The sequence below is a fragment of the Pseudomonas sp. stari2 genome, from assembly GCF_040760005.1.
Taxonomy (GTDB): Bacteria; Pseudomonadota; Gammaproteobacteria; order Pseudomonadales; family Pseudomonadaceae; genus Aquipseudomonas.
Genome location: NZ_CP099760.1, coordinates 4,947,028 through 4,964,883 on the forward strand (window position 1 = coordinate 4,947,028; position 17,856 = coordinate 4,964,883).

Here is a 17,856-nt window from a genome sequence, read left to right on the forward strand (position 1 = left end):
GTAAGTCCATGGAGGTTTTCCATAAGCCCCGGCGGGGCTGACGGGCGCAATGATACACCGCCTGACGGTTTTAAACGTTAAAAATCTAGGCCGAAACAAGCGCTTGCGAGACAAACCTGAGCGCCGTCCTGACTCTTCAGAGTGCGACGACTTATCCTGAAAAGAAAACACACCAGCGATGAAAAAACTGCCGACTACGCTTGAGGAGGATCGTCATGGAGGACGCCAAATGCCATCGAAAACATCCTGTTTCATGCTGACCACCCTGCTCTGCCTCCCACACATGGGGAACGCAACAACACTTCATCGCTGTGAAGCCCCTGACGGCAGCATCACCTTCACGACACTGAGCTGCGCGAGCGATGAGCACCTTTCACTTCAGGAAGTACGCCCCTACTCGCCTGGCTCGACGGTGGCACTGATGCCCGAAGCCCGGCATGAAGAAATATCCGATATGAATATCAGAAAGCGAGAAATGGCCGTTGTAGGGCGCACTCAGGACAAATGCGGAGATCTGATCGACGCGCGACAGAAGCGCGAAGCAATCATCAATCAACGAATAATCGCCGGCATGAGCCAACAGGATGTTGAAAGCGCCTTGGGTAAACCCGACAAGGTCAGCATTCGCAATTCGGCAACGAGCTATCGTTACGACCTCAAGCGAGGCCGCAGTGCTCAAGTCGATTTTGATGAGAAAGGATGCGTGACGGGAAAAGCCAAATCCCGGACAACAAAAAGCCCGCGTTAAACGCGGGCTTTTCGGTATATGGTGCACTCGACAGGATTCGAACCTGTGACCGCTCGGTTCGTAGCCGAGTACTCTATCCAGCTGAGCTACGAGTGCAATTTGTGTTTTTAGACCAGACCACAACTGGCTGTAACCAAGTCATCTGCATTGCTGCAACTAACTCTTAAATGGTGCACTCGACAGGATTCGAACCTGTGACCGCTCGGTTCGTAGCCGAGTACTCTATCCAGCTGAGCTACGAGTGCATTTGTGTTTGTTAGACCAGATCACACCTGGTTGAAGCCGAGTCATTTACATTGCTGCAACTGACTCTTAAATGGTGCACTCGACAGGATTCGAACCTGTGACCGCTCGGTTCGTAGCCGAGTACTCTATCCAGCTGAGCTACGAGTGCATTTGTTGCGCCGCATTATAGCCCGTCTAATCTCTATTCCAACCACTTTTTCTATTAATTTCAACAACTTACAGAAAAAGCCAGATTACAACGTACTAAGCAAATAATGGCGGAGAACGGGGGATTCGAACCCCCGACACCCTTGTGAGGTGTACTCCCTTAGCAGGGGAGCGCCTTCGGCCACTCGGCCAGCTCTCCGCAACACGGGGCGTATCTTAACCAACCTTTTCCCCGTTTGCAAACATAAAAATCAATAAAAATTAATGACTTGGTTCTTCGTCCTTCTCTTTCTTTATACGCAGGTAGATTTCCTCACGGTGCACGGCGACCTCTTTCGGGGCATTGACGCCGATACGCACTTGATTTCCTTTGACGCCGAGCACGGTCACGGTGATTTCGCCATCACCGATAATCAGGCTTTCTGCGCACCGACGAGTCAGAATCAGCATACCTTTCTCCTCACGCGAATCATTTCAGGGACAACAGTCTGCAAAAAAAAGGCACCCGACCTACAACCGGAGCGATCGTAGCCCTACATGCCTGAGTATTGACCAGCGCGAGCAAAAGAACAGTTCAGGGCTCGCGCCATTCAAAAAATAAAGGGCGCGGTCAGACCGCGCCCCTCATTGACCAGGATTACTCGCCCTGACGGGCCGGAGCGTCCAGTTCGAAAGCCGTGTGCAGGGCGCGCACGGCCAGTTCCAGGTACTTCTCTTCGATCACGACGGAAACCTTGATTTCCGACGTCGAGATCATCTGGATGTTGATGCTTTCCTTCGCCAGGGATTCGAACATGCGGCTGGCCACGCCTGCGTGGGAACGCATGCCGACGCCGACGATCGAGACCTTGGCGATCTTGGTGTCGCCAACCACTTCACGGGCACCGATCTCGCGAGCGGTGTTTTCCAGCACGGTCTGCGCGGACTGGTAGTCGTTGCGGTGCACGGTAAAGGTAAAGTCGGTGGTGTTATCGTGCGCGACGTTCTGCACGATCATGTCGACTTCGATGTTCGCGGCACTGATCGGGCCGAGAATCTTGAACGCCACGCCCGGGGTGTCTGGCACGCCACGGATGGTCAGCTTGGCTTCATCGCGGTTGAAAGCGATGCCGGAAATGATCGGCTGTTCCATGGTTTCCTCTTCATCAATAGTAATGAGGGTGCCCGGACCCTCCTTGAAGCTGTGCAGTACGCGCAGCGGAACGTTGTACTTGCCGGCGAATTCCACGGCACGGATCTGCAGCACCTTGGAACCGAGGCTGGCCATTTCCAGCATCTCTTCGAAGGTGATCTTGTCCAGACGCTGAGCAACCGATACCACACGCGGGTCGGTGGTGTAGACACCGTCGACATCCGTGTAGATCTGGCACTCATCAGCCTTCAACGCAGCGGCCAGCGCCACGCCGGTGGTGTCGGAACCGCCACGCCCCAGGGTCGTGATGTTGCCGTGCTCGTCGACGCCCTGGAAACCGGCGACCACAACCACGCGACCGGCTTTCAGGTCACCACGAATCTTCTGGTCATCAATCTGCAAGATACGCGCTTTATTGTGCGCACTGTCCGTCAGGATCCGCACCTGGTTGCCGGTGTACGACACCGCCGGCACACCGCGCTTGATCAGCGCCATGGCCAACAGGGCAATCGTCACCTGCTCACCGGTGGACACGATCACGTCCAGTTCACGGGGAACCGGTTGATCTTCGCCACTGATTTGCTTGGCCAGATCGATCAGACGGTTGGTCTCGCCGCTCATTGCAGACAGCACAACCACCAGGTCATCGCCGGCATCGCGGAATTTCTTAACCTTGTCGGCGACCTGCTCGATTCTCTCGACAGTGCCGACCGAGGTGCCTCCAAATTTCTGTACGATCAAAGCCATTTCAAAGCCGCCTCTGCCCATGAAGGGCGCCCAATAATCACTCGAACAGCCGCCGGGCCCGCCACTAGACTGCGGGCCAGACAGACCGTCTTATAAACCCTGCTCGACGAATGGAACGGTCAGCGCCAGTGCGCTGTCCAGTGCGCCGGCGTCGACACCGCCGCCCTGCGCCATGTCCGGACGACCACCGCCCTTCCCGCCCACTGCCGCAGCAGCCTGTTTCATCAAATCACCGGCTTTGAGTTGGCCAGTCAGGTCCTTGGTCACGCCCGCAACCAGTACGACCTTTTCCTCATGGACACTGCCGAGCAGGATCACTGCGCGGCCGAGTTTGTTTTTCAGCTGATCGACCAGCGCCAGCAGCGCCTTGCCGTCCTGACCGTCCAGACGCACGGCCAGAACCTTCACGCCTTTGACGTCCACAGCCGAAGCCGACAGATCGTCGCCGGCGGCGGCAGCGGCCTTGGCCTGCAACTGCTCGAGCTGCTTCTCCAGCGCGCGGTTGCGCTCCAGTACGGCCGACAGCTTGTCGATCAGGTTTTCGCGGCTGCCCTTGACCAGGCTGGCCGCTTCCTTGAGTTGTTCTTCAGCAGCGTTCAAGTAAGCCAGCGCCGCAGCGCCGGTGACTGCTTCGATACGACGCACGCCCGATGCCACACCGCCTTCGCTGATGATTTTCAGCAGGCCGATGTCGCCGGTACGGTTGGCGTGGATACCGCCACACAGCTCGACGGAGAAATCGCCGCCCATGCTCAGCACGCGCACGTTGTCGCCGTACTTCTCGCCGAACAGCGCCATCGCGCCTTTTTGCTTGGCGGTTTCGATATCGGTTTCTTCGGTTTCAACGGCGGAGTTTTTGCGGATCTCGGCGTTGACGATGTCTTCCAGCGCCTTCAGTTGCTCAGGCTTGATCGCTTCAAAGTGGCTGAAGTCGAAGCGCAGGCGCTGACTGTCGACCAACGAACCTTTCTGTTGAACGTGATCGCCCAGCACTTTGCGCAACGCAGCGTGCAGCAAGTGAGTGGCCGAGTGGTTCAGCGAAGTGGCGTGACGCACGTCAGCTTCGACGTGGGTTTCCACCGGTGCGCCAACGATCAGGCTGCCCGACGCCAGCACGCCGTGGTGCAGGAACGCGCCGCCGGTCTTGGTGGTGTCGCGCACGTCGAAACGGCTGTTGCCGGCCTGCAGGTAACCGCAGTCGCCAACCTGGCCGCCGGATTCTGCATAGAACGGCGTCTTGTTCAAAACAACAACGCCTTCCTGCCCTTCACTCAAGACGTCCACGGACTGGCCATCTTTATAAAGAGCAACGACTTTCGCCGAGCCGCTGGTGGCGTGGTAGCCGGTGAATTCGGTATCGACATCAACCTTGACCAGGCTGTTGTAGTCCAGGCCGAAGGAGCTGGCGGAACGCGCACGGACGCGCTGGGCCTCCATCTCACGCTCGAAACCGGCTTCATCGATGGTCAGGCTGCGCTCGCGGGCGATGTCCGCGGTCAGGTCCATCGGGAAACCGTAGGTGTCGTAGAGTTTGAACACTACGTCGCCCGGAACCACGTCGCCTTTGAGCTCGGCCAGATCCTGCTCGAGGATCTTCAGGCCCTGCTCCAGGGTCTTGGCGAATTGCTCTTCTTCGGCTTTCAGTACGCGCTCGATGTGCGCCTGTTGGGATTTCAGCTCAGGGAAGGCATCGCCCATCTCGGCCACGAGAGCGGCAACGATTTGATAGAAGAAGCTGCCTTTAGCGCCCAGTTTGTTGCCGTGACGGCAGGCGCGACGAATGATCCGGCGCAGCACGTAACCACGGCCTTCGTTGGACGGCAGCACGCCGTCGGCAATCAGGAAGCCGCAGGAACGGATGTGGTCAGCCACGACTTTCAGCGACGCCTGATTATCGTTGCTGCAACCGATGGCCTTGGCCGAAGCGGCCAGCAGGCTCTGGAACAGGTCGATTTCATAGTTCGAGTGAACGTGCTGCAGCACGGCACTGATCCGCTCCAGGCCCATGCCGGTATCCACCGACGGTGCTGGCAGCGGGTGCAACACGCCATCGGCGGTGCGGTTGAACTGCATGAACACGTTGTTCCAGATTTCGATGTAACGGTCGCCGTCCTCTTCCGGCGAGCCCGGTGGGCCACCCCAGATGTCGGCGCCGTGATCGTAGAAAATCTCGGTGCAAGGACCGCACGGGCCGGTATCGCCCATGGTCCAGAAGTTGTCGGAGGCGTATGGCGCGCCCTTGTTGTCGCCGATACGCACCATGCGCTCGGCCGGCACACCGATTTCCTTGGTCCAGATGTCGTAGGCCTCGTCATCGCTGGCGTAGACGGTGACCCACAGCTTTTCCTTCGGCAGGTTCAGCCACTTCTCGGAAGTCAGGAAGTTCCAGGCGTAGGTGATGGCATCACGCTTGAAGTAATCGCCGAAGCTGAAGTTACCCAGCATTTCGAAAAAGGTGTGGTGACGGGCGGTGTAACCGACGTTTTCCAGGTCGTTGTGCTTGCCGCCGGCGCGCACGCATTTCTGGCTGGAAACGGCGCGGGTGTATGCGCGCTTTTCCTGGCCCAGGAAGCAGTCCTTGAACTGGTTCATCCCCGCGTTGGTGAACAGCAGGGTTGGGTCGTTGCCCGGAATCAAAGAGCTGGAGGCTACACGGGTGTGGCCTTGCTCTTCGAAGAAGCGAAGGAAGGCTTCACGGATTTCTGCGCTTTTCATTAGGTTCTTCCACGGAGGCTGCGGCCAAAGGCCTGTACGAAACGTCAACAGACGAAACGACGGCAAAGGGCCGCATTATATCGGCCCTGCGCGCGGGGTACAGCGTGTTTATACGATAGAAACGGTCAATTGGGTGGCTAACGCTGTCACTTGCGCGAAAACTCGACGAATGTCGCGATCACTTGCTCGATTTGCGAGCGATCGACGTCCATGTGCGTGACCATCCGCAGCCGGGCGGCAGCGCTCAATTTGATCCCGCGCTCGGCAGCGAATGCCTTGATCGCATCGGCACGATCACCCATCTGCACGTAAACCATGTTGGTCTGCACCGGCTCGACACTGAAACCGGCCTCGCGCAGGCCTTCGGCCAGCAACTGCGCGTTGGCATGATCATCCGCCAGACGCTCGACGTTGTGATCCAGCGCATACAGCCCCGCCGCCGCCAACAATCCGGCCTGACGCATGCCGCCGCCGACCATCTTGCGCAGGCGCCGCGCCTTTGCAATCAACGCCGACGAACCGCACAGCACCGAACCGACCGGCGCGCCGAGTCCTTTGGACAGGCACACTGACACCGAATCGAAGTGTTGCGTGATTTCCCGGGCATCAACCCCGAGCTTGACGGCGGCGTTGTACAGACGCGCACCGTCCAGATGCAGCTGCAGGCCATTGTCTCGAGTGAACTGACGTGCCCGGGCCAGATACTCCATCGGCAACACCTTGCCCTGCATGGTGTTTTCCAGCGCCAGCAGACGGGTGCGGGCAAAGTGGAAGTCGTCGGGCTTGATCGCCGCTGCCACCTGATCCAGGTCCAGCGAGCCATCGGCCTGCACTTCCAGCGGCTGCGGCTGGATCGAGCCGAGCACCGCTGCGCCGCCGCCCTCGTACTTATAGGTGTGCGCCTGTTGACCGACGATGTATTCGTCGCCGCGCTCGCAGTGCGCCATCAACCCCAGCAGGTTGCTCATGGTGCCGGTCGGGACGAACAGCGCCGCAGCAAAACCCAGCCGTTTTGCCATTTCGGCTTCCAGACGATTGACCGTCGGATCTTCGCCATACACATCATCACCGGTGGCCGCAGCGGTCATCGCGTCGAGCATGGCGGGGGTCGGTTGGGTGACGGTGTCGCTGCGAAGATCGATAACGCTCATGTACCTGGCCTCAAGTCAGCAGGGGAAATCCCTTTACGAAGGGGAATTACTGCGGGCATGGCGCGGATTAATCAACCCTCGCGCAAGGAAAAGTCGTTTCCACGCTTCGAAAAATCCGATGGCAATCATCACAAAGGCGCAATGCACGGCCCCGCAATCTGTGATAAAAACGCTGCGCCGCCCGATAAAGGGTGGCGAAACGTTCTCAGGGCGGGGTGCAATTCCCCACCGGCGGTAATTGCGCGCAATGCGCATAGCCCGCGAGCGCTTGGTGACGGGCACGGCAAAAACCGTGAACGGCGGCAAGGTCAGCAGACCCGGTGTGATTCCGGGGCCGACGGTCACAGTCCGGATGAAGAGAGAACGGGATTGACGCCAAAGGGCCGTCCGCCGTGTTCGCGCGAGCGTGCGTACCCTTGAATCCCTTTCGATTCATAAAGCCCTGTTTTTCACACAAACAGGAGTCAGAACATGCAACCCACCGCTATCGACAGCAAAAGCAAACACACCCACGGCGAGCGCGTCGCGTTCATTCAGGCCTGCTGGCACAAGGAAATCGTCGACCAGAGCCGTAAAGGTTTCCTCGCCGAAATGATCGCTCAGGGCTATCAGGAATCAGACATCGATTTCTTCGAAGTCGGCGGCGCCTTTGAAATGCCCCTGCACGCCAAACTGCTGGCCAAGACCGGTCGTTATGCCGGCATCGTTGCCGCCGCCCTGGTGGTGGACGGCGGAATCTACCGTCACGAGTTCGTTGCCCAGTCGGTCGTCAGCGGCCTGATGCAGGTTCAGCTGGAAACCGAAGTACCGGTGTTCTCGGTATCGCTGACCCCGCACCACTTCCACGCTGGCGAAGAACACCAGAAGTTCTTCTTCGAGCATTTCGTGCACAAGGGTCAGGAAGCGGCGAAGACTTGCGCGGATACGCTGCAGAAAGTGCGTGCGTTGCGCCGCACCGAGCCGCGCGCCGTAGCGGTCTGATGCAATAACGATCTCCCCCGTGCGCTGCGCGGGGGAGACTCAGTGTCAGGCCAACTGCTCGTCAGTGGTCGGCACGATCAGAATGCCCGCCCGCAGGCCGTTCTTGACCTTGGGATTGGGGAAAATGATCCGCGCGCCCTGCTCTTCGATGATCCAGCGGGTATTGGCCAGGTCTTCGGCCAGCACATATCCCACATCCAGCTCCGAAAAGTTTTCGATGTCCGCCGGCAGGTTCAGGCGGAACGAGTCGCTGTGCTTGATGATTTCCCGCGCCACGCTGAACAGTTGCAGACCGTCCAGGCCCTGCTCGGCCATCTCCGGCTCAGTGCCTTCGATGATCTGCTTCAGGCGGGTTTCCAGCAGCGACACATTGACCCCGGCGTTCTGCCCGAATGGCCGCGCCTTGCCCAGTTCCAGGGTGAAAGACTCGGCCCCGAGCTTGTCGTAAGTGTAGGAGCTGAACACGATCGACGGTTTGTTCTGCAACAGCACCGCTTCCATACCGGCGGCGCGCAGACGGGCTAATTCAAGACGGGAATGCTGGCGACCTTCCTTCCACGGATACAGGGCGAACTGCTCGATCTTCGAACCGCGAATCGCCGTGTGCAGGTCATAGTGCAGGCGCTGACGATCCGGCACGCTGAAGAAGCTCGCTGCCAGGCGCTCCAGCTCGCAGGCGCGCAGAGCTTCGGACCCGCTGCTTTGTTCGTGACGGCCGTTGAACAACCGATTGACGTCCTGCTCGATGAAACGCTCGCCCTTGCGAATCGCTTCCGGGTTGCCGAACAGGAACAGAATGCGTGCGCGCGGCTTCAAGTCGCCGCGAGCGATGTCATGCAGCAGCCGGTCGAGCAATTCGATCGGTGCCGTTTCGTTGCCGTGGATCCCTGCCGACAGCAGCAGGTCCAGGCCATTGTCGCGCGCTTCGGGTGGCCGGACTTCCAGCGCACCCTCGCTCAACCAGCGCATACGCACGCCTTCGACAGTCAGTTGAGTCTTCTCCGCCGGTTCGCGGCCGGCGAGGGTCAGTTCAAGCAGTTTGCCGAGGGCGAGCATAGAGCGGTTTCCTTAGTGGTCGTGGTTGCAATCCGGGCCGTGCACGTGGCCGTCATCGTCGCCGAGGTCAGCCGGTTCCATCTCCAGTTGCAGACTTACCAGATTAGTCGCCAATGGGCGCAACAGCAGGTTGGCGTACTCGGCATCGCCTTCTTCGACGTCCACGCCGATCAGCAGCTGGCCGCGGCCGTCCTGCTGGATCCACAGCTCTTTGCCTTGCCACATGACCGCGACGCGGGTGCAGGAAGTTTGCAGTTGCGTGCCGTCAGTGTCTTCAAGGATCAGTTGCAGGGAATCGCTCATGTTTTACGCTCTCTTGGGGAGATGGAACCGTACGCCGCGACAAAGCGGCGCACCAGTCATCAATTGATCTGGAATGGATAAACCGCGCCCAGTTTAAGGATTTGCGTCAGTTCATCCAGTGCCGTCCGGCATTCAAGCAGCAATTGCGGGTCCGCCAGATCGCTTTCGCTCAGGCGGTCGCGGTAGTGCTTTTCAACCCATGCGGTCAACGAACCGTACAACGGGGCGGTCATGATAACCCCTGGGTTGACGGCCGCCAGCTCGGTTTCGTTGAGCGCGACGCGCAGTCGCAGGCACGCCGGCCCACCGCCGTTCTGCATGCTTTGCTTGAGGTCGAAAACCTTCACTTCACGGATCAGGCCGCCGGAGCTGGTCAGGCCTTGCAGGTAATTCCACACGCGCTCGTTGCCACGGCACTCTTCCGGCACGATCAGCAGCATCGAACCGTCAGGGCGCGACAGCAGCTGGCTGTTGAACAGGTAGGAACGCACAGCGTCGTCCACGGTGACCGCCGAACGCGGCACGCAGACCGACTGGAACTTGCCGCCGACCTTGGCCAGTTTGGCTTGCAGCTCTGCCAGCATGTTCTCGGTGTCGAGGAACGCATCCTCGTGATAGAACAGCACCTCGCCGTTGCCCACCGCGATCACGTCGTTATGGAACACGCCCTGATCGATCACGGCCGGGTTCTGCTGTGCGTAGACCACGCCGTCATCACGCAGACCGTGCAGACGGGCGACCGCTTGCGACGCCTCAAGAGTCTGACGCGCCGGGTATTTCTGCGGTGCCGGATAACGGGTGTCGAACGCACTGCGACCGAACACGAAGAACTCGACACCAGCCTCGCCGTACTCACGGCAGAAACGCGTGTGGTTGGCCGCACCTTCGTCGCCGAACTGTGCCACTGCCGGCAACGCGGCGTGGTGAGCGAAGTGCTGTTGATCGGCGAACATCGCACCCAGCACGCGGCTGGTGGTCGGGTGCTCGATGCTGCGGTGATATTTGCAATTCAGGTTGGCGGCGGTGAAATGCACGCGACCGTCAGCGGTGTCGGCACTCGGGCTGACCGTGGCGGCGTTGGCCACCCACATGCTCGACGCCGAGCAGCTGGCAACCAGCAGCGGCATCGCGTCTTTCGCGGCGCGCTCGATGACCTGCGCGTCGGTACCGCTGAAGCCCAGACGGCGCAAGGCAGCCACGTCCGGACGCTCTTGTGGTGCGAGGACGCCCTGCTGAAAGCCCATTTCCATCAGCGCTTTCATTTTTGCCAGACCTTGCAGCGCTGCTTCCTTCGGGTTCGAGGATTGCTGGCTGTTGCTCTGGGACGCAACGTTGCCGTAGGACAGACCACCGTAGTTATGGGTCGGCCCCACTAGACCGTCAAAATTGACTTCAAAGGATTTCATCAGCGAGGCTCCACGAGAATCTGTTTTTATAGGCATCAAATAACAATCGAGTGCAATCGAGGCTCGACGCGCCTCACGCCATCTTCACGCCTGGCGTCAGGGCCGCCGGCATCACCAGGCTCGGAGTTTCCAGCGAGGCCACCGGGTACGCGCAGTAATCCGCCGCGTAGTAAGCGCTGGCGCGATGGTTGCCCGAAGCGCCGACACCGCCGAACGGTGCGCTGCTCGCAGCCCCCGTCAGTTGTTTGTTCCAGTTGACGATCCCGGCACGGCTTTCCAGCCAGAACTGCTGATAGCGCTCTTCGGAATCCGACAGCAAGCCGGCGGCCAGACCAAATGCGGTGTCGTTGGCTTCGGCAATCGCCGCCGCGAAATCGGCGTAGCGGATCACTTGCAGCAACGGGCCGAACAATTCTTCATCGGAACGCTCGGCAACCGCCGTCACATCAACGATGCCCGGGGTCAGCAGCGCCGACTGAGCCTGTGGCTGAGTCATTGCCAGCAGCGACACTGCGCCATTGGCCAGCAGATGCGCCTGGGCATCCATCAACGCTTTCGCTGCGCCGAGGGAAACCACCGAGCCCATGAATGGCGCCGGTTGCTGATCGAAAGCACCGACCACGATGGTCGAGCTGACTTCCACCAGACGCTTGAGCAGGCTGTCGCCCCACGCGCCTTGCGGCACCAGCAGACGGCGTGCACAGGTGCAACGCTGACCGGCGGAAATGAATGCAGATTGAATGATCGTGTACACCGCTGCATCAAGATCAGCGACCTGATCGACCACCAGCGGGTTATTGCCGCCCATTTCCAGCGCGAGGATCTTGTCCGGGCGACCAGCGAACTGCTGGTGCAGGTGATTGCCGGTACGGCTTGAGCCGGTGAAGAACAGACCGTCGATGCCCGGGTTCGCCGCCAGTGCGATACCGGTTTCGCGGGCACCTTGCAGCAGGTTCAGCACGCCTGCCGGCAGACCGGCTTCGATCCAGCACTTGACCGTCAGTTCGGCGACTTTCGGGGTCAGCTCGCTTGGCTTGAACAGCACGCTGTTACCGGCCAGCAGCGCCGGCACGATATGGCCGTTCGGCAAATGACCGGGGAAGTTGTAAGGGCCGAACACAGCGACCACTCCGTGCGGCTTGTGGCGCAACACGGCGGTGGCGTCGCCCAACGGGCCGCTCTTCTCGCCGGTACGTTCACGGTAGCTCTGCACCGAGATCGCGATCTTGTTGACCATGCTGGTGACTTCGGTCGCAGCTTCCCACAGCGGTTTGCCGGTTTCCTCACCAATGGTGCGGGCCAGTTCGTCAGCGTGGTTTTTCAGTGCGGCAGCGAACGCTTCGAGCACGCTGATGCGATCTTCCAGGGAACGACGGGCCCACCCCGGGAACGCCTGGCGCGCAGCCTGCACGGCGGACTCGACCTGAGCGGCGGTGGCGCCCTCCCCCGACCACAGCACTTGCTGGGTCACCGGGTTCAGCGATTGAAAGGCTTCACCCTGACCGGCCAGCCACTCACCTGCGATGTATAGCGAATTCATTATTTCGACTCCCGGGCAGCGGACAACGCCACGGCGCGTACCTGATCGCCAGCGTTGAGTTGAAGACGTTTGGCGGTCAGCGGATCGACCACCAGCGTGCCGGCGGCCAGACGGGCTGGCGCAGCCGTGATGCGGCAGTCTTCGCGTTTGCGGTTATGGATGATGAACGGCGTGGCGTCGTCGCCCGGCGTGCCGATGGCCAGCACCAGCGCCTCGCTGTCACGCACCGCGCGGATCTTGCTGGTCTCGCATTCGATGGCTGGACCGGCATCGAAGATGTCGACGTAACCCTGATAGCTGAAGCCTTCGCTCTTGAGCATCGCCAGCGCAGGCTCGGTGTCCGGGTGAACCTGGCCGATGACATTGCGCGCGTCCGGCGACAGAAAGCAGGTGTACAGCGGGAATTTCGGCATCAGTTCAGCGATGAACGCCTTGTTGCCGACGCCGGTCAGGTAATCGGCCTGGCTGAATTCCATCTTGAAGAAGTGACGGCCCAGGCTTTCCCAGAACGGCGAACGGCCGGCTTCATCAGATACGCCGCGCATCTCGGCAATGATCTTGTTACCGAACAGTTCCGGGAATTCAGCGATGAACAGCATCCGCGCCTTGGACAGCATGCGACCGTTGAGGCCGGTGCGGTAATCGGCGTGCAGGAACAGCGAGCACAGCTCGGAGTTGCCGGTCAGGTCGTTGGCCAGGAACAGCGTCGGGATCTCGCGATAGATGTTCAGCTCCTGCGAGGCGCTGACGGTCAGGCCGACGCGGAAGTTGTACCAAGGCTCACGCAGACCGACGGCGCCGGCGATGGCGGAAATCCCCACCACGCGACCGTTGTCGTCTTCGAGCACGAACAGGTAGTCCGCGTCGCCACGGCCGGCTTCACCGCGAAAGGTCTTCTCGGCCCAGCCAACCCGGTGGGTCAGGCGCTCTTCGTTGGCCGGCAAAGTGGTCAGGCCGGTGCCGGTACTGCGGGCCAGGTCGATCAGAGCGGACAAATCGCTGCTGCGTACGGGACGAACAATCATGCTATCTCCTCAAACGGGCCGCCGTGGCCACCCGTGAAACTCGCTAAGGCGTTAAACCGCCACCAGGCGCACGCTGGCACCTTCACCGACGCCCAGGGCTTCGGCCGCTTCCAGATCCAGGGTCACCGGTTTGCCCGGTGCGTAATCCAGTTCCAGCAGTACCGCGCGGTAATCCTGCAACTGGGCATTGGCCACCAGATACTGGCGTCCGGCACCTTTGACCGGCTCACCGATCTTCACCGGTACCACACGGCTCTGGGCGATCGAACGGATCCCCGAGACGCGCGCATGCAGGGTCGGGCCGCCGTCGAAAATGTCGATGTAGTGATCGGTCTCGAAGCCTTCGCGCATCAGGATGTCGAAGGTGATCTGCGCACGCGGGTGCACCTGGCCCATCGCTTCTTGAGCGGAGTCCGGCAGCAGCGGCACGTAGATCGGGTAGTGCGGCATCAGTTCAGCGAGGAACGTACGGCTTTTCAAGCCACACAGACGCTCGGCCTCGGCGTAGTTCAGGTCGAAGAAGTTGCGACCGATGGCATCCCAGAACGGCGAGTCGCCGTTCTCGTCGCTGTAACCGACGATCTCGGTCACCACCGAATCGGCGAAACGCTCCGGATGGCTGGCAACGAACAGCAGACGGCCACGGGAGTTGAGTTCGGCCCAAGGCGAACCCACCAGCTCGCGCTGCACGTAGAAACTGGTCAGCAAGCTGTTGCCGGTCAGGTCGTGGCATTGCGAGAGCACGTGGATCTTGTTGTGGATCTTCAGCTCGCGGGAAGCGTGCACGAAGGTCTCGTTGCGAAAGCTGTAGAACGGCTCGGAGTAACCGGCCGACGCAACGATCGCCGAGCAGCCCACCAGTTTGCCGGTGGCGGTGTCTTCGAGGACGAAGAAATAACTCTCCTCGCCGTTGAAGCTCACTTCGGCGGCAAACGAGGCTTCGCTCGCAGCGATCTTGTCGCTCAGGCGTTCAACGTCATCCGGCAAGGAAGTGACACCAATCGGGCTGTCCGCAGCCAGACGCTGTACCTCGCCCAGATCAGCCATTTGCGCGGGGCGCATCACCAGCATGGTGTCACTCCTTTCTCTACTTCAGGTCGGCGAAAGCGCCGACTCGGGAAAAAAATGCCGGGCAGGCCCGGCACAGGAAAATGGTCCCGGCACCTGTCGATGACGACAGACGCCGGGCGGTCTTGCATGAATCAGGCTTGGGTCAGTTTCGCTGCAGCACGCTCGAAGCGATCCAGACCGGCGTCGATATCCGCGTCTTCAACCACTAGGCTCGGGGCGAAACGGATCACGTCCGGGCCGGCCTGCAGAATCATCAGGCCTTCTTTTTCAGCGGCGTTGAAGATGTCATTGGCCTTGCCTTTCCAGGCATCGCTCAGCACGCAACCAATCAGCAGACCGAGACCGCGCACCTGGGTGAACAGGCCGTACTTCTCGCCAATCTGTTGCAGGCGGGTCTTGAACTTGTCGTGCTTGGCGTTAACGCCATTCAACACCTCAGGGGTGTTGATCACGTCGATCACCGCTTCGGCCACGGCGCACGCCAGCGGGTTGCCGCCGTAAGTGGTGCCGTGAGTGCCGACGACCAAGTGCTTGGCCAGCGCTTCGGTGGTCAGCATCGCGGCGATCGGGAAACCGCCGCCCAGGCTCTTGGCGCTGGTCAGGATGTCCGGAACCACACCGAAATGCTGGTAGGCGAACAGGTTGCCGGTACGGCCCATGCCGGTCTGCACTTCGTCGAACACCAGCAGCGCGTTGTTAGCGTCGCACAGCTCACGGGCGCCTTGCAGGTACGCCTGCTCGGCCGGCAGTACGCCGCCTTCGCCCTGGATCGGTTCCAGAACGACCGCGCAGGTCTTGTCCGAAACAGCGGCTTTCAGCGCCGCCAGATCGTTGTACGGCACGTGGGTGATGCCGGTGATTTTCGGGCCGAAACCGTCGGAATACTTCGACTGGCCACCGACGTTCACGGTGAACAGGGTGCGGCCGTGGAAGCTGTTGAGCGCGGCGATGATTTCGTACTTCTCGGTGCCGAACCGGTCGAACGCGACGCGACGGGCCAGCTTGAAGGCGGCCTCGTTGGCTTCGGCGCCGGAGTTGCAGAAGAACACGCGCTCGGCGAACGTGGCGTCGATCAGCTTGTGCGCCAGACGCAGGGCCGGTTCGTTGGTGAACACGTTGGACACGTGCCACAGCTTGTTAGCCTGCTCGGTCAAGGCACCGACCAGCGCCGGATGCGCGTGGCCCAACACGTTGACGGCGATGCCGCCGGCAAAGTCGATCAGCTCGCGGCCGGCCTGATCCCAGACGCGGGAACCGGCGCCACGCACCGGAATGAAAGCGGCGGGCGCGTAGTTGGGAACCATAACCTGGTCGAAATCGGCGCGTTGTACCGCAGCGTGCTCAACGGACATCGGAGTCTCCTGATGAGGGCCACCCGCCTGAAACTGGCGAGCGATGGGGGGATTGTAAGGACAGTTTTCAGCCCGGCCTTGTCGCCAAGCGACAACTTCTTATAGCGCAAACCCCGGATTTTCCCGGGTTTACGGCAATGCGACATATAGCGTCGCAAAGGCGCAGTTTAAACTGTCGACGCCAATTGCAGCACGCCTTGCGAGCATATCAACGGGAAAGGTTTTGCCTGCGATATCCATGTACCGCACACCCTCGACGGACAACTGACAAGAGCACACGCAAACCACTACAAAAAAGCATTTCTCCAACGTAAAAAAAAAAGCGCCATGGAAATCTGTTCCATGACGCTTTTTTAAGGCTTGCGCCCTAACCCCGCTCGGGCGGTACCGACGACAATTCGAACGGGCTGCTACTGCGCCGCTGGTTGCGGTCTTCTCGCGGGGTGGCGCCGAAGAAGTTGCGATAGGCGCTGGAAAAGTGCGGCCCCGAGGAGAAACCGCAGGACAGGCCGATCTGGATGATCGACTTGCTGGTTTGCATCAACATCTGCCGAGCCTTGTTCAGGCGCAGTTCCAGGTAGTACTGGCTCGGCACGCGGTTAAGGTATTGCTTGAAGATCCGCTCCAACTGGCGACGGGACACGCACACGTGCTGGGCGATTTCGTCGGTGGTCAGCGGCTCTTCGATGTTGGCTTCCATCAGCAGCACCGCCTGGGTGAGCTTCGGATGGCTGGAGCCGAGGCGGTTCTGCAACGGAATGCGCTGACGCTCACCACCCTCACGGATGCGCTCGACCACGAGCTCTTCGGAGACCGCACCGGCCAGTTCAGCACCGTGATCACGGGCCAGCACCGCCAGCAGCAAATCGAGTACCGACATGCCGCCGCACGCGGTCAGGCGATCGCGATCCCAATCGAACAGATGACTGGTGGCGATGACTTTCGGGAAGCGTTCGGCGAAATCGTCCTGCCAGCGCCAGTGCACCGCCGCCCGGTAACCGTCGAGCAGGCCGAGTTGCGCCAACGGATACACACCCGCCGACAGACCGCCGATCACACAACCGGCGCGCACCAACTGCTTGAGTGAACTGCTGAGTGCCGGCGCCAACGTGGTCGGTGGCTCATCGGCGAGCAGGAACAGTTTCTGGAAGTTTTCGAGTTTGCCGGCCCAGGGTTCGCCGGGCAGTTGCCATTCACCTTCGGTCGGTGCTTCGGCCTGCAGGAACGACAACTCGTAAACCACGTCCGGATGCACACGCTGGGCAACACGCAAGGCCTCCTCTGCCAGCGCCAAAGTCAGAGCTTTAGTGCTGGGCCAAATCAGGAAACCAATTCGATGGGCAGTCATGGCGGGCGATCCGAAACGTAAACAGAGGGAAAAACCGAAATCGGCTGCAACCAAATTAGACCATCTGGCGCGCTGCGCAGCATGACCTAATTTGGTGCATAACGGGAGCGATTACTTGAGGCTGCCCGAGAGGAATTGTTGCAAACGTTCCGACTGCGGATTGACCAGCACTTCACGCGGGTTGCCGCTTTCTTCGACGACGCCTTTGTGCAGGAACACCAACTGGTTCGACACTTCACGGGCGAAGCCCATTTCGTGAGTCACCACCACCATGGTGCGGCCTTCCTGAGCGAGGGCCTGCATGACTTTCAGCACGTCGCCGACCAGTTCCGGGTCGAGGGCCGAAGTCGGTTCGTCGAACAGCATCACTTCCGGTTCCATCGCCAGCGCACGGGCAATCGCCACACGCTGCTGCTCGCCACCGGACATGTGTCCAGGGAACGCGTCTTTACGATGAGCCACGCCGACCTTGTTCAGGTAGTGCTCGGCTTTCTCGCGGGCTTCGGCCTTGGACACGCCCAGCACGTGAACCGGGGCTTCCATGATGTTTTCCAGCGCGGTCATGTGCGACCACAGGTTGAAGTGCTGGAACACCATCGACAGGCGCGAACGCATACGTTGCAGCTGTTTCGGATCAGCGGCTTTCAGCGCGCCATCCTTGTTCGCCACCAGCTTCAACTCTTCGTTGTTAAGCAGGATCTTGCCCGCGTGCGGCTGCTCGAGCAGGTTGATGCAGCGCAGGAAAGTACTTTTGCCGGAGCCACTGGAGCCGATGATGCTGATCACATCGCCGGCGGCCGCTTTCAGGGAAACGCCCTTGAGCACTTCGTGACTGCCATAGCGTTTATGCAGGTCTTGGACTTCAAGTTTGTACATGCGGTCGGTTCT

15 protein-coding genes, 4 tRNA genes and 1 riboswitch are annotated in these 17,856 nt (G+C 60.3%); of the genes, 2 read left to right on the forward strand and 17 right to left on the reverse strand.

The features are described 5' to 3' along the window. The first annotated feature begins 229 nt into the window (after positions 1 to 229). Positions 230 to 748 (forward strand): cell envelope protein SmpA, encoded by a 519-nt coding sequence (locus tag NH234_RS22600; RefSeq protein ID WP_085730361.1) that lies wholly within the window; start codon positions 230 to 232, stop codon positions 746 to 748. Between the two features lie 19 nt (positions 749 to 767). Here the strand turns inward: NH234_RS22600 and NH234_RS22605 are convergent. From NH234_RS22605 to ltaE, 8 genes are all read right to left on the reverse strand, one after another. Beyond that, positions 768 to 844 (reverse strand) — tRNA-Arg (locus NH234_RS22605). Between the two features lie 72 nt (positions 845 to 916). After that, positions 917 to 993: transfer RNA gene (locus NH234_RS22610), tRNA-Arg, on the reverse strand. Between the two features lie 72 nt (positions 994 to 1,065). Continuing rightward, a tRNA-Arg gene (locus NH234_RS22615) sits at positions 1,066 to 1,142 on the reverse strand. Positions 1,143 to 1,249: 107 nt separating this feature from the next. Further along, positions 1,250 to 1,340, reverse strand: a tRNA-Ser gene (locus tag NH234_RS22620). Between the two features lie 62 nt (positions 1,341 to 1,402). Then, positions 1,403 to 1,591, reverse strand: a complete 189-nt coding sequence (csrA, locus tag NH234_RS22625; RefSeq protein WP_002554426.1) for a carbon storage regulator CsrA — start codon at positions 1,589 to 1,591, stop codon at positions 1,403 to 1,405. A 187-nt stretch (positions 1,592 to 1,778) separates the two neighbouring features. Next, positions 1,779 to 3,020, reverse strand: coding sequence for an aspartate kinase (locus NH234_RS22630; protein ID WP_007951048.1), 1,242 nt, complete (start codon positions 3,018 to 3,020; stop codon positions 1,779 to 1,781). A gap of 90 nt (positions 3,021 to 3,110) precedes the next feature. Then, positions 3,111 to 5,735 (reverse strand): alanine--tRNA ligase, encoded by a 2,625-nt coding sequence (alaS, locus tag NH234_RS22635; RefSeq protein ID WP_085730360.1) that lies wholly within the window; start codon positions 5,733 to 5,735, stop codon positions 3,111 to 3,113. A 146-nt stretch (positions 5,736 to 5,881) separates the two neighbouring features. Then, positions 5,882 to 6,886 carry a low-specificity L-threonine aldolase gene (gene ltaE, locus NH234_RS22640; RefSeq protein WP_367254358.1) on the reverse strand — a complete coding sequence of 335 codons (1,005 nt, stop codon included), beginning with the start codon at positions 6,884 to 6,886 and terminating at the stop codon, positions 5,882 to 5,884. A 197-nt stretch (positions 6,887 to 7,083) separates the two neighbouring features. Continuing rightward, positions 7,084 to 7,255, forward strand: a riboswitch (FMN riboswitch). Positions 7,256 to 7,357: 102 nt separating this feature from the next. On the opposite strand from ltaE, the gene NH234_RS22645 reads away from it, so the two are divergent. Then, entirely contained in the window at positions 7,358 to 7,867 is a 510-nt protein-coding gene (locus tag NH234_RS22645) for a 6,7-dimethyl-8-ribityllumazine synthase (RefSeq protein ID WP_011335530.1), read from the forward strand. Between the two features lie 45 nt (positions 7,868 to 7,912). Here NH234_RS22645 and astE read toward each other — a convergent pair whose 3' ends face one another. From astE to NH234_RS22690, 9 genes are all read right to left on the reverse strand, one after another. Further along, positions 7,913 to 8,923 (reverse strand): succinylglutamate desuccinylase, encoded by a 1,011-nt coding sequence (gene astE, locus NH234_RS22650; protein WP_085730358.1) that lies wholly within the window; start codon positions 8,921 to 8,923, stop codon positions 7,913 to 7,915. Between the two features lie 12 nt (positions 8,924 to 8,935). After that, positions 8,936 to 9,226, reverse strand: a complete 291-nt coding sequence (locus tag NH234_RS22655; RefSeq protein ID WP_085730357.1) for a topoisomerase II — start codon at positions 9,224 to 9,226, stop codon at positions 8,936 to 8,938. Between the two features lie 59 nt (positions 9,227 to 9,285). Continuing rightward, complete coding sequence (gene astB / locus NH234_RS22660) at positions 9,286 to 10,632, reverse strand: N-succinylarginine dihydrolase (protein WP_085709723.1); 1,347 nt, start codon at positions 10,630 to 10,632, stop codon at positions 9,286 to 9,288. A 73-nt stretch (positions 10,633 to 10,705) separates the two neighbouring features. Beyond that, positions 10,706 to 12,175 (reverse strand): succinylglutamate-semialdehyde dehydrogenase, encoded by a 1,470-nt coding sequence (gene astD, locus NH234_RS22665; RefSeq protein ID WP_367257226.1) that lies wholly within the window; start codon positions 12,173 to 12,175, stop codon positions 10,706 to 10,708. Next, on the reverse strand, positions 12,172 to 13,197 hold the full coding sequence (astA, locus tag NH234_RS22670; protein ID WP_027612638.1) for an arginine N-succinyltransferase: 1,026 nt from the start codon (positions 13,195 to 13,197) through the stop codon (positions 12,172 to 12,174). Before astA ends, astD begins: the two co-directional genes overlap by 4 nt. A 51-nt stretch (positions 13,198 to 13,248) precedes the next feature. After that, positions 13,249 to 14,268: an arginine/ornithine succinyltransferase subunit alpha gene (gene aruF / locus NH234_RS22675; RefSeq protein WP_025112905.1), complete on the reverse strand. Its 1,020-nt coding sequence runs from the start codon at positions 14,266 to 14,268 to the stop codon at positions 13,249 to 13,251. A 131-nt stretch (positions 14,269 to 14,399) separates the two neighbouring features. Further along, positions 14,400 to 15,620, reverse strand: coding sequence for an aspartate aminotransferase family protein (locus NH234_RS22680; protein WP_367254359.1), 1,221 nt, complete (start codon positions 15,618 to 15,620; stop codon positions 14,400 to 14,402). 367 nt (positions 15,621 to 15,987) lie between these two features. Next, a complete protein-coding gene (gene argR, locus NH234_RS22685; RefSeq protein ID WP_085730352.1) occupies positions 15,988 to 16,968 on the reverse strand; it encodes a transcriptional regulator ArgR in 981 nt (326 codons plus the stop codon). A 111-nt stretch (positions 16,969 to 17,079) separates the two neighbouring features. Continuing rightward, positions 17,080 to 17,844 carry an ABC transporter ATP-binding protein gene (locus NH234_RS22690; RefSeq protein ID WP_003227281.1) on the reverse strand — a complete coding sequence of 255 codons (765 nt, stop codon included), beginning with the start codon at positions 17,842 to 17,844 and terminating at the stop codon, positions 17,080 to 17,082. Positions 17,845 to 17,856: the final 12 nt, after the last annotated feature.